The organism is Clostridia bacterium (assembly GCA_017410375.1).
Classification (GTDB): domain Bacteria; phylum Bacillota; class Clostridia; order RGIG6154; family RGIG6154; genus RGIG6154.
Genome location: JAFQQW010000066.1, coordinates 1 through 14,397, shown reverse-complemented (window position 1 = coordinate 14,397; position 14,397 = coordinate 1). Strand labels below are relative to the sequence as shown.

Here is a 14,397-nt window from a genome sequence, read left to right as displayed (position 1 = left end):
ATTTCTTTGTATTCAGTACCATTTCTTTAAACAGCTTCTTTGCATCAGCATAGCTGCAGGTTACCAGCGGATCGTTTGCAAATACCGCAAAGATTTTATCCAAATCACGTTCTGCAATGGCTTCGTTTAATGCTTCCTGACCGCCGCAGATACGGGTAACAAGGGTGTAAATTTCCTTCGGAATCTCCCCTGCGAACACCGGCTCTAACGAGTTTGCGCGGAATACCGCATTGGTTTCCACAATTGCACCGATGGGCAGGTTCGGAATCTGTCCCTTGTTCGGGATATTTACGTTGGTAACCAGCTCGCAAAGACCTAAGAGGGAACGAATCTGATGCACGCCCTCTTCACCGGTCTGACGAAGCGTTACAGGTTCTTCACCGCTGACTAAGCGATTACTCTTGTCTAATCTTTCCTGCAATTGATTTCTTCTGAAGTCTACGGTGGTCAGCTGGAAGTGCATTTCTTTGACGCGCTCGGGGCTTTCCAAATACCACTTGCCTTCGCAGAATTCAGCCAAATGACGGTCCCCGGCAGCGGCAATGTAGCCATAACGGCGGAACAAGTCCATCTTAACCATTTCACCGTTGCCGAATACGCTGTTCATCCAGTTCTTGTCTACCGGCTCATCACTGGGATGGTAACCGATGTCTGCATATTTTTCACAGAATTTTTTGTAAAGCGGGAACAAATCCACATTTTTGTAGCTTGCCTTGGTCAGCCAGGTATAATGGTTTACCGCAACGGGGTTTACCTTGATTTCATCTCTTTCCACCTTTTCAATACCCAGCATTTCCTGCACCATCTGGGCAAGCAGACTCTGGGTGCCGAATACTTCGTGGCAGCAACCAAATGCCTTGATTTCAGGGAATACGCGATAAAGGGTCTTTATGCAAAGGGTCATGGGGTTTGTGTAGTTGATAACCCATGCCTCAGGGCAGTTTTCCTTGATTTTTTCGCCGATGTATTCAATCATAGGCAGGCAACGCATTGCGCGCACAATACCGCCGGGGCCTACTGTGTCGCCAACAGGCTGCCAGATGTTGTATTTTTCAGGGGTATGTACGTCGGAAGCCATTTCGTCAAAGGTACCGGGCATGATGGAGATGACAACAAAGTTTGCGTCGGTTAATGCTTCATCAATGGTTTTTGTGGCTTTGTAGCTCCACTTGGAGTTTGCGCCTTCTGCATCGTTGTATTTGTTACCGATGATTTCGTTTGCTTTTGCCGCATCAAAATCAATGTCATATAAGTCTACATGACCGCTGATATCGGTCGCTTCTGCAAGGTCACTCATTAAACCCCACGCCCAACCTCTCGAGCCACCGCCGATGTAAGCAATCTTAATGTCTTCTACGCGTTTTTCTACATACTTCATAATAAGAATCTCCTTTATAATAGTAATGATTAATTTAATTATACATCAAATAAATCGGGATTTCCTTAAATTTTTTGCTTATTTTCGCAAATTTCTTGATTTTTTTGATGTGTTATGCTATGATTGGGACAGGAGGGGATAAAAATGCTGATACCCATTGAGGAAAAGTTCTTTTTCAGTCATGATATAAATGCCAACCCCCACAACAGTGGAAAGCGAAATCACTTGCATTATCACAATCATTTTGAGGTGTATTTTATCACAGAGGGAAGCTGTACTTATTTTATCAATAACAAGTCTTACCGTATGCGTGAGGGGGACGTTATCTTAATCCCCGAGGGTGTAATGCACATGACCCGCTATGGCGAATCTATGCATTCGCGGATGCTGATTAACTGCCCCATGCATTATATCCCTGCTTCGGTACGGCAGTCGCTTCCGTCCATGATGTATTTATACAGAAACCCTGCGATCGTTGCCCGGTTGAACAGCCTGTTCCGGCAAATCGAAAAGGAGTTTACCAACCCGGACAGATTTTCGGAGGAGATTTTATGCTGTTATACCCAGGAGCTGTTTTTTCTGCTTGCCCGCAACAAAAATGATTGCAAAACCGAGGGCGGCGGCAATGCGTATGTAGAGCATGCCATAGACTATGTGCAGGAAAATTTCACTTCGGACGTATCGCTGGGGCAGGTGGCAAAAATGTGTTCGGTAAGCCCCGAGCATTTTTCGCGTATGTTTAAAAAGGAAACGGGCTTTGGCTTTAACAAATATGTAAACCTTTTACGTCTGCAAAAGGCAGACATGATGCTTCGGCAGCTCCCGAAAATCCAGATTATTGATCTGGCATCCCGATGCGGGTTTGCCGACAGCAATTATTTTTCGGTTAAGTTCAAGGAGGTCTACGGTCTCTCACCCAAGGAACTGCAAAAAAAACTACAGAATATGTAAAAGGACTGCAACGAAAGCGTTGCAGTCCTTGGTTTATTCCTGATTACTGATTTTGTTTCCGCAATATGCACAGAAGGTATCCGAGGTTAGAATTGCTCCGCAAACCGGGCAGGTTCTGGTTTCCTCCAGCGGATAGTTGTTTTCGTCTGCGTACATGCTTGCGATTAAAGCTTTTCTGCGTTTTTTCTTTTTTCTGGCAGACAGAATGGCAAACAGAATCGCGAGCACCACGAGGAGAATCAGCACACCGCCTATAATCAAGAAGATAACAGAATGGTCAACCTCTCTGCCGATGGCGTTTTTGCCAGCTTCATAGGTGGCATCTGTTTTGCCGTCACCGTTTTTGTCCAGTTCAAGAACGGTTTTACCGTTTTTATTGGTCTCGGTACGGATTTTGGTTTCATAGGTCACGGGAATGTTTACAAACTCACGTTTATCGGTATATTCACCGTTGTTGTCTGTAAAGCTTATAACGTAATGCAACGAGCCGTTGTCAGACCCTTCCATTTCCAGAATATAGGCCTTGTCATCCTTTTCCTTTAAGCGCAATACCTTTGCCTGATGCTTGCCGTCTTTGGTTTCTTCATACGAAAGCACACCAAAGCTTGTGCGGGTATTTTCCTTTTCAGGATTGGAGCAGAGGGTTTCACCTCCGTGCGTTACCGTAACGGTTACCGGCGCGTCTATGCGTACATAGGTAAAGCGGACACCGTTAATCTGGTCAGCCATATCCCCGAAGAAGTATACGAGGTCACTTGCCTTTTGGACTTCATAATGACAGCTCTCGCTGGCAATGCCCTCCAAAAGTGCCTGTGCAGTTGCTTTTTCTTCCCCAAGATTCTGGAAGAAGCCGAGGGTGTAAAGGGTAAAGCCCTGCTTTTTCATGTTTTCAGCATACTTCAAAACCTCTGCTTCGGACATACCTTCGTTAATCAGTCCGTCGCTCATCAGCACCACAATCTTGTTTTTGGTTTTGCTGTCTTTAAGCTGCTTGTAAGCATTTTTCAAGCCGGCGCCTAAGTTTGTGTCGCCCCTTGGTTTAATGCTTTTCACTCTGGAGCGGAGAATATCTGCATCATCCGAAAAATCTGAAATGATGGCAGACTTTGTATCATAGGTAATGATGCTGATGCAGGCATCTTCTTCCAGAACGGTTTCTGCAAAGGCAGCCGCCGCATTCTGGGTTTCCTCCATGGGTGCACCCTCCATGCTGGCAGAAGCGTCCAGCACCAAACAGATTTCCTTTTCCGCAGAGGAGGCAGGCTTTGCATTGAACACAAATGCAGGGTTGCCGTAAAGCTCAGCATTTGTGTTTTCATAAATGCGTTTTGTTTCGGCAAGACTTTCTTTAACGGTATTGCCCGAAAGCAATGCCGAATTAACCAGACACTCAAACAAAACATTGTTGCAGGCTTCAACGGGTACATCTCCGTTAAATGCCAGTACAGTTTCTGCACCCTTATCCAGTAAGGTGTTGCAAAGAGCGGCATCAAAACCACCGTTACACATACCCAAATACCATAAGGAATCCTGCAAATCGCCATCCTTATAATACTTTTTAAAGAAGGACGGACCAACCGTTAACCGTCCGTTGGTTACGGTAATACGCTCTGCCTGCAGGTCGTCTGCATAATTTTTAAGATTCTCGGTACCTTCACCCAGTACCATGTGCGGGGTAGTGCCGTGCAGTAAAAAGCCGTGGGTGTTTAAAAGAAGCACGCCGTAACGGTCAAGCTTTTTCATGAATTCAACCGATACCGCTTTGTTTAAAATGTGTTCGGCTTTACCGCCCGTGCCCTTTGCAAGCAGTTCGCCTGCTTCTTTAAAGTCGGGCTGATTAAAAGCGCTGTCCTCATAGGGACGAAGCACAGCCACATCGGTTTTTGCGTGGGCGGGATTTTGCACAATGTCCGCAATGTTTTTGGCGGCGGTTTCGTAGTCCACACCGTTTTCAACGGGTACGGCAAGACTGCCTGTGCCTAAATTGCCATCCGCAAAGACCTGCCATGTGCAGGTGATGCCGTATTTGGTTTTATAAGTGATGATGCCCGCTTCATCATTTGCAGTATAGCTTTCAATTTCGTCCGAGCTTTCAATAAGTGCTTTTACGCCGGAATAGCTTGTGTATGCCGAAACGGTCGCCTGCAAAGCCTCAAAACGGCTGAAATCGTCATCCGAAAGGGTGCGGTTAAAGGATACTTCAAAGGGAAGACTTTTTACGTTTTCTACCTGTGCGTGGAACGCGGAAACCTGCGGAATGCCGGAGGTTAAAGTTAAAGAAGCGGAATAGATGTTGTCTCCTGCCACCGCGTCGCCCTCTTCGCCCTTATCGTTTAAGAAGCAGAACTGCATTTCGCCGCTGAAAACAGCAAGGGTGTCAAGGTTTGCATTTCCCGGATTGGAAACGTGTACCGTAAATAGCGCATCCACATTTTCGCCTGCCGGAATATCTGCAGGCTCTGTGCGAAAGTCGGTCAGTTCAAGCAGTTCATAAGCATTTTTGGCAACAGTCGGTTTTTTTGCTTCCTCTGCTGTTGCTTCTTCCGTCTTTTCAGCTTCGCCGTGGAATAGGTCAGTCAGATAAGGCACATCCAAAACCTTAAAATAGCTTAAAGCCACAACCGTGCCGAGTGCCAGAATTACCGCCAGTAAAATGCAAAGTCCGATAATCAGACCTTTTTTCTTGCTCTTTTTTCCGGTTTCGGGCTTCTGTACAGCAGATTTGACTTTTTTACGCTCACTGCGGGGAATTTCCGATACGGGCGTGCCCTGATACACCTCTGTCAAAGGGGTGTTGACCTCATATTCCGATTCGGTGGTTGCCGCTTCATAAGCGTCGTCAATCATGTCGTCAAAGGCGGAAGGAAGCTCATCGGGATCTAACGGCACAACGGCTTCGACATCCTTTTCCGCATTTTCTGTAGGTGTACCGCAGTTGGTACAGATTTCTGCATCATCGGGCAGATATGTATTGCATTTTTTACAGTTCATAAATTCGCCTCCGTATTTTTAGGATTCATACAGTTTTTTAATATGTCTGTAGGGTTGCGGTGCATAGGTCACAGACCCTATTTTTTTACCGCTCACCCCATACTTTGGATTATAGCCGAACAGATTGATGTAGCGGTCAAGGTCAGCTTGTTCTCTGCTCATGGCAAGCATAACCTTTAAAAGGGCCTTTGTATCGTCAATGGCACGGTGGCTGTTCACCACTTCGTCTCCAAGGTTATAAACCTCAATGGCATTTTCCAGCTTGTGCGGATATTCGTGACGGTCCTTGTAAACGGTCAGCGCATCTAACATCTCCACACCCTTTAAACAGCAGGAAAGATTTTCCCGGTGCAGAAAGTAGAACAGATAGTTTAAATCAAACTGCGCGTTGTAGGCACAAAGCAACGTTTTGCCGTTTTGCAGAAAAGACGAAAATTTTTCTGCACTTTCCTGTAAGCTTACGCCCTCATTATGAAGCATTTCGTCGGTGATGTGAGTCAGCTTTACAATTTCGGGGGGCAGAAGCTGTCCCTCGGGCAGACGAATCAGGTCGTCCATCTCTTTAATGATTTTAATGCCACCCTCGGTCTGCACGCAAAGAATTGCCGCCAGTTCAATAATCTGATCCTTTTCAAACTGCAGCCCCGTGGTCTCGGTGTCTAAAAAAACAATGGAATCATACTTTTCAAAAAGTGTTTTCATAAACAGTACTAAAAATCCTTTTTTGTTTTATTTTACCACAAAACCTTGCCGAATGCAAGGGAAATAATCTGTGCGCTAATTTGAAAATCGTTTTCAAATTGGTTGACAAGCAAAGAAATGTGTGGTAAAATGAAAACGATTTTCAAATTGGAGGATTTGTTTACACATGGATTATAAAACCAGACAAAGCGAAGCCATATTGCATTATATAGAGGGCAGAGAAAGCCAGTATGTGACCGCTGCAGAGATTTCTGCGTACTTTAAGGGGCAGAGGCTGGCAGTAAGCACCACCACGGTGTATCGGCATTTGGAAAAGCTGACACAGAAAGGTATTTTACGCAAATACAGTATTGAGGGCAGAGGCAGTGCCTGCTACAAGCTTGTAAACCAAACCGAAAAATTTGTTCTGCAATGCGAAAAGTGCGGAGAGCTGGTGCGTTTTCAATGCAGAGATTTAGAGCAGGTATACCGCCATTTCAATGAAGCGCATCATTTTTTGATTGACCCCTTTAAAACGGTATTTTACGGCTGTTGCGACAAGTGTAAGGGGGTGCAGGCATGAAGCGGATGCTAAGTGTGCTTTTTCTTGCGATTTTTTGCCTTTGCGGTTGCGGTGAGACCGAAACGCAAGAGGGACTTTCGGTGGTTGCGGTGTCCTTTCCGGGCTATTCCTTTGCAAAGGAAATTGTGGGGGATTTTGGGGAAGTGACCATGCTTTTACCCCTTGGTGCCGAGGCACATGGCTATGAGCCGACCCCGAAGGATATGTTAAAAATACAGGATTGCGATGTGTTTATTTACGGTGGCGGTGCGTCGGAGCATTGGGTGGAAGAGGTGCTGTCCTCTACAGACGGGACGATGCAAAGGGTTGCCATGACAGACTGTGTTCCGCACTTAGAGGGGGACCATGAAGGCCATGACCACGGCGCGGACGAGCATGTGTGGACTGACCCGGTTAATGCCATGGAAATTGCAAAGGCAATCGGGGAGGCGGTTTGTAAAGCAGACCCCGAAAACCGCGGAACTTATGAAAAAAATACAAAAGACTGCCTTGCGCGTTTGCAAAAGCTTAATGAAGCCTATGCCGATGCGCTGTTAAATACCGATACCGAAATTGTCATGGCAGACCGTTTTCCGTTCCTGTATCTGGCAGAGCGCTACGGACTTTCCTACCGGGCGGCGTTTCCGGGCTGTGCAGGGGAATCCGAGCCGAGTGCCGCAACGGTGGCGGAGTTGATTGACTATGTCAAGCAAAATAAAATTCCTGTAGTGTATTACACCGAATTTTCCAACCGTGAGGTGGCAGATATCCTTTGCGAGACAACGGGTGCAAAAGCCCTGATGCTTCATTCCTGCCACAACGTTTCGGTGGAGGATTTTCAAAACGGAGCAAGCTATTTTTCGTTAATGGAACAAAATTTAGAGCATTTAAAGGAGGCACGGTAAGTGCAGTTAAAGGTTGAAAATATAACCCTTGCCTATGAGGGTAAAAATGTGCTGACAGACCTTAGTTTTTCTCTGGAAAAAGGGGATTATCTTTGTGTTATCGGGGAAAACGGGTCAGGTAAAAGTACTTTGATTAAAGCATTATTAGGCTTAAAAAAGCCTGCCTCGGGCAATATCATTCTGGACAAAGACACAAAGAAAAATTCCCGTATCGGCTACCTGCCGCAGCAAACCGAAACCCAAAAGGATTTCCCGGCAAGCGTTTTAGAGGTGGTTTTAACCGGATGCTTAAATCATGCAGGCTTGTTTCCTTTTTACACTAAGCATCACAAAACCCATGCCCTGTCGGCACTCGAAAGCCTCGGCATAGCCAATTTGTATAAGGAAAGTTACCGCAATTTGTCGGGCGGTCAGCAACAAAGAGTTCTGCTTGCCCGTGCCCTTTGTGCCGCAAAGGATATGTTGCTTTTAGACGAGCCGGTGACGGGGCTTGACCCCTTGGCAAGCGAGGATATGTACCGCCTGATTTCCGAGATTAATCAAAAGGGAACCACCGTTATTATGGTGTCGCATGACATCCGTCACGCCATAGAGCGGGCATCTTGCGTGTTGCATCTTGCAGAGCAGGGTGTGTTTTTCGGCAAAACCGAAGAATATCTGCAATCCGATGCGTTTCAATCCTTAAAAGGGGGTGACAGGGTATGACCGAAATGCTGCAGTATGCGTTTATGCAACGGGCGCTGTTGGTGGGCTTGTTGGTCTCCCTTTGTGCCGCACTTTTAGGTGTAAGTCTTGTGTTAAAGCGGTATTCCATGATTGGCGACGGACTTTCCCATGTAGGGTTTGGTGCTTTGGCAATTGCTACAGCTATGAATGTAGCGCCTCTGTCGGTGGCATTGCCGGTGGTTATCTTAGCGGCGTTTTTCCTGCTTCGCCTCAGCGAAAGCAGTGCCATTAAAGGGGATGCGGCAATCGCCATGATTTCCTCAGGCTCTCTGGCGCTGGGCGTTATCATCGTGTCGCTCACCAAAGGCATGAACACCGACCTCAATAATTTTCTGTTCGGCAGTATCCTTGCCATGGAAACGGGGGATGTGTGGCTGTCGGTTTCCCTTTCTCTGCCCGTGTTGATTCTGTTCGTGATTTTTTATCATAAAATCTTTGCGGTTACCTTTGACGAAACCTTTGCCAGAGCAGTCGGCTTAAAAGCCTCGCTCTATAACGGCATCATCGCATCCCTTACGGCAATTACCATTGTGCTGGGCATGAAAATGATGGGCTCGCTCTTAATTTCAAGCTTAATCATCTTTCCGTCACTCTCTGCCATGCGGATTTGCCGTACGTTTAAAGGCGTTGTGTGGCTTTCGGCAGTTGTGGCGTGTTTGAGCTTTGTAATCGGGCTTGCCGTGTCTTTCTGGTACGATACCCCCACAGGCGCAACGGTGGTTGCAGTCAATATTTTGATGTTTGCCTTGTGTTTTGTTGCAGGCAAATTGCTAAAAAGAAAGTAAAAGGTGTGTGCTGTTTAGCACACACCTTTTAAAATAGATTACTATGGGTAAACAGAATAACGAGAAAAACCGTTAAGGCAATCATGCCCAGAATAATGCGGTCTAAAATCAGAATCGGTTTGTCTGTCGCTTTGTACATACCGCGCTTTAATTTCCCGAACATTTTTATACATTCCTCCTTACTTGCGCACCAGATATTTCCGCATGTCGATGGCGCAGGCAATCAGGATAATCAGACCCTTGATGATGTACTGTAAATTGGCATCAATGGCAAGAAAATTCAACGCAACAAAGATGATACGCAGTAAAAACACACCGATAATGACACCGCTGATTTTACCCGTACCGCCCACAAACGACACACCGCCGATGACGCAGGCAGCGATGGCATCTGCCTCGTAGTTCAGCCCCGTCGCAGCTGTGTTGGAGCCGATACGTGCGGATTCAATAAAGCCGGTTACGCCGTAAAGGGCGCCTGCCAGAACATGCACCAGAATAATGGTTTTGGTTACATTGACCCCCGATACTGCCGCCGCCTCTGCGTTAGAGCCGACTGCAAACATGTTTTTGCCGAAAGCCGTTTTGTTCCAGACCACCCACATAAACAAAACGGTAATCAGCCCGAACCACACATAATTCGGCACAGCCACACCGCCGATGCGCAAAAGGCTTCCGGTAACAAACAGCTTAAATCCGCTGTCCAGCCCCGAAAGAGGCTGACCGTTGTTGCCGTTTAACATGATATACATCAAAAGCAAACCGTACACAATCAGTTGGGTGGCAAGGGTCACAATAAAGGGGTGCAGCTTGAATTTGGCAATACAAAAGCCGTTGATTAAGCCAATCAGCGCCCCAACGCCCAGCACCAGTAAAAGAACAAGGGGAATGGGTAAGACCGGAAGGGACGGAAACATTTTTGCCCCATATCCCACCGCCTGCAGGAGTGATGCGGAAATACATGCGGTAAGCCCGACCACTCGTCCTGCCGAAAGGTCTGTGCCGGTGAGCACAATACATCCGGCAATGCCCAACGCAATAGGTAAATTTGCCGCCGAAAGGCTGATAATATTCATAATGGAGTTTACACTTAAAAAATTGCTGTTTTGGGTGTAAGTATAAATCATGGCAAGCACTAAGAGGATGTAAAGGGCGTTGCCGATTAGAAATTCCTTTATAAATCTTTGCTTTTCAGAGGCGGAGCTTTGTCTGAAATTCTGGTATTTTTCTTTGATTCCGCCCGAAAAATTCATAAAAATCCCTCCTTTTTTGGTTATACATATTTGCCTGCAAGGCGTAAAAGCTCTTCCTGGGTGACTGTTTCGGTGTCGGCAATGCCTGCCGTTTTCCCGCCCGAAAGCACTAAAATCCGATCCGAAAGTCCCAAAAGCTCGGGCATCTCGGACGAAACCAGAAGAACGGTTTTGCCTTTTTCTGCAAGCTCAATAATTAATTTGTAAATTTCGTATTTCGCACCAATGTCAATTCCGCGGGTAGGCTCGTCCAGAAGCAGAATGTCAGGCTCGGTTAAAAGCCACCTGCCGAATATCACCTTTTGCTGATTGCCTCCCGAAAGGGTGCGGATTTTTGCCGATTGCCCGGCGGTTTTGGTTTTTAGGGTGTCAATTGCCCATTTGGTGTCCTGCTTCATGGACTTTTCTTGTAAAAGTCCGAATTTTTTGTGCTTTTTCAGACTGGAAATCACGGTATTTTCCCGAATGCTCAGCACCCCGAAAATGCCCCCTGCCCGCCGTTCCTCGGTCACCAGCGCAAAGCCGTTTTTAATAGCTTCCCGCGGGGTGCGGTTGCGGATTTCCCTTTGCTGAAAACAGATTTTTCCGCTTTGGCGTTCGGATAGCCCGAACAGATTCTCCAAAAGCTCTGTGCGTCCGCTCCCGTCCAAGCCCGAAATGCCTAAAATTTCTCCTTTTCGGGCAGAGAACGAAACGTCCTTTAAAACGTTGTTGCGGGCAGTAAGCCCTTTCACCTCCAGCACCGTTTCACCGGGGGTGTTTGTTTTTTGAGGGAATCTGCCCGATAAGGATCTGCCCACCATCATGCGGATTAAGCTGTCGGGGTCTAATTCCTTTGCAGGTTTGGTGGCGACAAATCTGCCGTCCCGAAGCACCGTTACCGTGTCCGAAATCTCTAAAATTTCAGACATTTTATGGGAAATGTAGAGGATTCCGCAACCCTTTTTCTGCAGGGTGCGGATGATTTCGAAAAGCTTTGAAACCTCCTGCTCGTTTAAGGAGGAGGTAGGCTCGTCCAGTACAATCACTTTAGCATTATACGAAACCGCCTTGGCAATTTCTGCCATCTGCCGTTTGGAGACCGACAGCGAGCCCATGACTGCAAGGGGGTCTAAGGAAAGCCCAAGAGTTTCAAAAACCGCCCTTGTGTCGGCAAGCATTTTCTTTTCGTCCACAAAGGGACCGCGCATGGGATATCGTCCCAACCACATGTTGTCCATAACGGTGCGCTTTAAAGCCTGATTCAATTCCTGATGTACCATGGCAACCCCGCTTTGCAAAGCATCCGACGGGCTTTTGAATTTACGGGGTACGCCATCTAAAATAATTTCACCCTTGTCGGGGGTGTAAATGCCAAAAAGACACTTCATTAAGGTGGACTTGCCTGCGCCGTTTTCTCCCATCAGGGCGTGGACAGAGCCACGCCCTAATGCAATCGAAACGTCACAAAGCGCCTGCACCCCCGGAAAGGATTTGGTCATGTGTTTCATTTCTAAAATCATAGTGTTGCCTTTCGTGATTAATCGCCGGTATAGCCCGTGTAGGGGATATACATTTTGTTGGCGTATTGCTCGGAAATATGAAATTTCTCTGTGTTGTCCATAAGATTTTTTTCATCGCGGACATTGGTTGCAAGGTGCAAAATGCCCTCTGCCATGCCTTTGGCATCCTGCTTTACGGTGCCGGTCATTTTGCCTGCCTTGATTAAATCCTTTGCCGCATCTGTAGCATCCACCCCAAACACCGGGATGGTTACCGAATCGGCTGTACCTAAGTTATAGCCCTTGTCATTGAGCGCGGAGATTACCCCCTCTGCCATACCGTCATTGTTGCAGATGACCAGTTCAATCATGTTGTTGTTTTCTTCATTAAACTGGGTAAGGTTTGTGGTCATATAATTGTTAGCGGCAGTGGCACTCCAGTTGCCGTCCTGGTCCACCTGATATTTGTCGGTGTTGGACGGGTCGAAAAAGCGGAGCTTAGGAAGAGAGGCATCGGTTAAAATTTTGTTGGCATCCTCTACCGCAAAATGCGTACGGTAAATGGCTTCGGTGTTGCCCAGCTGACCCATGAACATGGCGTAGCTGATTTCTCCGTCACCGTTTAAATCCATTTCTTCAAAATGGTCTTTTACATAGTTGCCGATCATTTCGCCCTGCAGATGTCCTGCCTCGGGGGCATCGGTGCCCACATAGGCAATGTTTTCATGCTTGGAAAGAATCATGCCTTCGGACTTGTCATCCTCAATGGCACGGTTGAAGAAAATAACCGGCACATTTGCGGCATTTGCCTTGTCTAAAATGGTTTGGGTGGCATCGTTTGAGCCGGAGGTTACAATGTTTACAATCAATAAATCGGTACCCTTGCTGATGGCAGTGTCAATCTGCTCATTCTGGGTGGTCTGATTGCTTGCCGCATCGTAATTCTGGTATGCAATGCCTGCATTTTTCAAAGCCTTGTCCAGCTCGGTGCGCACGCCCGAGACATAGGTGTCGCTGAAGGTGTAATAAAACACCGAGGCGTGAAAGTCATCACTGTTGCCCATGCAGGCGGTAAGATTTACGCAAAGCAAAAGGCAAAGGAATAACGAGAGGACAGTTTTACATTTTTTCATGGGGATTCCTCCTATAAAAATTATAAAAAAATCCAATGCAAAAAAACATGGGATTTTTTGTCGGATTGCTGTGAATTTTTGCGTTTTTTCGCCAAAATTCAAGATTTTTCCCGTTTGTACATTTTACGGTATGCATTCGGGGCGATGCCCGTAACGTGCTTAAACGAATGGCTGAAATAATGGGGGTCGCTGTAGCCGACCTGCTCTGCAATTTCGCGGATTTTCATGGATGAGTAGCGCAGATATTCTTTTGCCGCCGCACACCGTTTCTCAGAAAGCAGAGTCATGTAGTTTTTTCCCGTGTAAGCCTTGATACTACGGCTTAAGTACGAGGGACTTGCACCTACCGCTTTGCCCAGACGGGTAAGAGAGAGGTCAGCATCCTTGTACTGCACGCGGATTAAATGCAGTGCTTTTTCGCATAAATCCGCACTTTCGGATGAGGCGGAGCGCTTTTTTGCAGATTGTAGGATACCGCAAAGGGATAAAAGGTGTTTTTGTGTAATGCGGTCGGGCATTGGCGGGATTTTTCCGCGCAGTAAAAACAGCTCACGGCTTGCAACAGCATACATCTGAAACAGAAAAAAGCGCCTTTTCCGCTCACCTGATTCTTTGGAAAGTAATCGGTGTACAAAGCGGGCTTCGTTCCCTCTCTGCAACGCCTGCTCAAATTCTGCCCAAAAATCCCTCTGTTGCAAATTTGTTCACCTCGATATAAGGTTGCCCTGAATTTCAAAAAATAATCAAAAATAAAACAAGAAAACCAATTATATTGCGAAGGTTTTCTTGTTTTTTAAGATTTAGATGTTACCAATTAAAAGGAAAAGAACGTTTTTTTGGTTTGACAATGATTTTTTTAAATTCTCCGCACCCTTCACACAACTCCGGTTCCTTGGATAAAACAACATCTTTTACAGTGTCTTTTTTGTCGTTTATTTCGTTCCAGCATTTCAAGCAAAATTCAGCCATATAATCACCTCGTTCAAATTATTTAGATATATTGTATATCTATATTAAACATTATAACACAAAACGGGCATAATATAAATATATAATATATTTATATTGGGGTGAAAGTATGGCTATAAAAAGTGTATCTATCCGGATTGAAGAGGAAATGCTCAAAAAAATCGGGTATGTGGCGGATTACGAAGGACGTTCGGTTAACAGCCATGTGCTTGTCTTGATTCGGGAGAGTATAAAGAAATTTGAACAGGAAAACGGAGAAATCACCGGTGACATTCAATCGGATAAGAACGTAAAACCTGCAAGAAAATAACAAAAAGGGAATGTAAAAAAAGTCCGGATCGCAAAAACGCGAGTATAAAGGCGAATAAAGTTTGTGCAAACTCACGAGAAAGACACGAAATGAAGAAAACACGCAAAATTTTGCGTGTTTTCTTTTGATAAATGCGTTTTTGCTATGAACAAACTTCGCCTCTCGACGTACCTTTGCCTTCTGGTAACCCCAAACCGCGATGCAACGCGGTTTGGGCTCAGTTTGTCCATTCCAAACATTTTTTCCTATTCCCTAAAAAAGGGCTGTAATAAATT

The 14,397-nt window shown here is 46.1% G+C and carries 12 protein-coding genes and 1 pseudogene; 6 read left to right on the top strand and 7 right to left on the bottom strand.

What is annotated here, in order from left to right; genetic code table 11:
• Positions 1–16 precede the first annotated feature (16 nt).
• Positions 17–1,378 (bottom strand): annotated as a pseudogene (locus IJE10_10650) (alpha-glucosidase/alpha-galactosidase).
• A gap of 144 nt (positions 1,379–1,522) precedes the next feature.
• Here IJE10_10650 and IJE10_10645 point away from each other — a divergent pair.
• Positions 1,523–2,329 carry an AraC family transcriptional regulator gene (locus tag IJE10_10645; GenBank protein ID MBQ2968562.1) on the top strand — a complete coding sequence of 269 codons (807 nt, stop codon included), beginning with the start codon at positions 1,523–1,525 and terminating at the stop codon, positions 2,327–2,329.
• A 33-nt stretch (positions 2,330–2,362) separates the two neighbouring features.
• Here the strand turns inward: IJE10_10645 and IJE10_10640 are convergent, their stop codons facing one another.
• Both IJE10_10640 and IJE10_10635 read right to left on the bottom strand, forming a co-directional pair.
• Positions 2,363–5,320 carry a VWA domain-containing protein gene (locus IJE10_10640; protein MBQ2968561.1) on the bottom strand — a complete coding sequence of 986 codons (2,958 nt, stop codon included), beginning with the start codon at positions 5,318–5,320 and terminating at the stop codon, positions 2,363–2,365.
• Between the two features lie 18 nt (positions 5,321–5,338).
• Positions 5,339–6,022 (bottom strand): 3'-5' exonuclease, encoded by a 684-nt coding sequence (locus IJE10_10635; GenBank protein ID MBQ2968560.1) that lies wholly within the window; start codon positions 6,020–6,022, stop codon positions 5,339–5,341.
• A gap of 166 nt (positions 6,023–6,188) precedes the next feature.
• Between IJE10_10635 and IJE10_10630 the strand changes: the two genes are divergently transcribed.
• Genes IJE10_10630 through IJE10_10615 form a run of 4 tightly spaced genes read left to right on the top strand, consistent with a single transcriptional unit; the run spans position 6,189 to position 8,979 of the window.
• Positions 6,189–6,584 carry a transcriptional repressor gene (locus IJE10_10630; GenBank protein MBQ2968559.1) on the top strand — a complete coding sequence of 132 codons (396 nt, stop codon included), beginning with the start codon at positions 6,189–6,191 and terminating at the stop codon, positions 6,582–6,584.
• A complete protein-coding gene (locus IJE10_10625) occupies positions 6,581–7,468 on the top strand; it encodes a zinc ABC transporter substrate-binding protein (protein MBQ2968558.1) in 888 nt (295 codons plus the stop codon). The genes IJE10_10630 and IJE10_10625 overlap by 4 nt, the downstream gene beginning before the upstream one ends.
• Positions 7,469–8,173 carry a metal ABC transporter ATP-binding protein gene (locus IJE10_10620; GenBank protein ID MBQ2968557.1) on the top strand — a complete coding sequence of 235 codons (705 nt, stop codon included), beginning with the start codon at positions 7,469–7,471 and terminating at the stop codon, positions 8,171–8,173.
• On the top strand, positions 8,170–8,979 hold the full coding sequence (locus IJE10_10615) for a metal ABC transporter permease (protein ID MBQ2968556.1): 810 nt from the start codon (positions 8,170–8,172) through the stop codon (positions 8,977–8,979). Before IJE10_10620 ends, IJE10_10615 begins: the two co-directional genes overlap by 4 nt.
• Before the next feature lie 179 nt (positions 8,980–9,158).
• On the opposite strand, the gene IJE10_10610 is transcribed toward IJE10_10615, so the two are convergent.
• The 4 genes from IJE10_10610 to IJE10_10595 form a co-directional block, all read right to left on the bottom strand.
• The gene (locus IJE10_10610) at positions 9,159–10,229 is read right to left on the bottom strand and encodes a beta-methylgalactoside transporter (protein MBQ2968555.1); all 1,071 of its coding nucleotides are present in this window, start codon (positions 10,227–10,229) and stop codon (positions 9,159–9,161) included.
• Between the two features lie 20 nt (positions 10,230–10,249).
• On the bottom strand, positions 10,250–11,731 hold the full coding sequence (locus tag IJE10_10605) for an ATP-binding cassette domain-containing protein (GenBank protein ID MBQ2968554.1): 1,482 nt from the start codon (positions 11,729–11,731) through the stop codon (positions 10,250–10,252).
• A gap of 17 nt (positions 11,732–11,748) precedes the next feature.
• Positions 11,749–12,843, bottom strand: a complete 1,095-nt coding sequence (locus IJE10_10600; protein MBQ2968553.1) for a galactose ABC transporter substrate-binding protein — start codon at positions 12,841–12,843, stop codon at positions 11,749–11,751.
• Between the two features lie 98 nt (positions 12,844–12,941).
• Positions 12,942–13,541 carry a helix-turn-helix transcriptional regulator gene (locus tag IJE10_10595; protein MBQ2968552.1) on the bottom strand — a complete coding sequence of 200 codons (600 nt, stop codon included), beginning with the start codon at positions 13,539–13,541 and terminating at the stop codon, positions 12,942–12,944.
• A gap of 380 nt (positions 13,542–13,921) precedes the next feature.
• Here IJE10_10595 and IJE10_10590 point away from each other — a divergent pair, with 380 nt between their 5' ends.
• Positions 13,922–14,122: an Arc family DNA-binding protein gene (locus IJE10_10590; protein MBQ2968551.1), complete on the top strand. Its 201-nt coding sequence runs from the start codon at positions 13,922–13,924 to the stop codon at positions 14,120–14,122.
• The last annotated feature ends 275 nt before the right edge of the window (positions 14,123–14,397 follow it).

Bases quoted from the DNA above. Each gene is read 5' to 3' on its own strand.
- IJE10_10615 (MBQ2968556.1), top strand. From the start codon at position 8,170: ATGACCGAAATGCTGCAGTATGCGTTTATGCAACGGGCGCTGTTGGTG.
- IJE10_10625 (MBQ2968558.1), top strand. From the start codon at position 6,581: ATGAAGCGGATGCTAAGTGTGCTTTTTCTTGCGATTTTTTGCCTTTGC.
- IJE10_10600 (MBQ2968553.1), bottom strand. From the start codon at position 12,843: ATGAAAAAATGTAAAACTGTCCTCTCGTTATTCCTTTGCCTTTTGCTT.
- IJE10_10610 (MBQ2968555.1), bottom strand. From the start codon at position 10,229: ATGAATTTTTCGGGCGGAATCAAAGAAAAATACCAGAATTTCAGACAA.
- IJE10_10645 (MBQ2968562.1), top strand. From the start codon at position 1,523: ATGCTGATACCCATTGAGGAAAAGTTCTTTTTCAGTCATGATATAAAT.
- IJE10_10630 (MBQ2968559.1), top strand. From the start codon at position 6,189: ATGGATTATAAAACCAGACAAAGCGAAGCCATATTGCATTATATAGAG.
- IJE10_10635 (MBQ2968560.1), bottom strand. From the start codon at position 6,022: ATGAAAACACTTTTTGAAAAGTATGATTCCATTGTTTTTTTAGACACC.
- IJE10_10590 (MBQ2968551.1), top strand. From the start codon at position 13,922: ATGGCTATAAAAAGTGTATCTATCCGGATTGAAGAGGAAATGCTCAAA.
- IJE10_10605 (MBQ2968554.1), bottom strand. From the start codon at position 11,731: ATGATTTTAGAAATGAAACACATGACCAAATCCTTTCCGGGGGTGCAG.
- IJE10_10640 (MBQ2968561.1), bottom strand. From the start codon at position 5,320: ATGAACTGTAAAAAATGCAATACATATCTGCCCGATGATGCAGAAATC.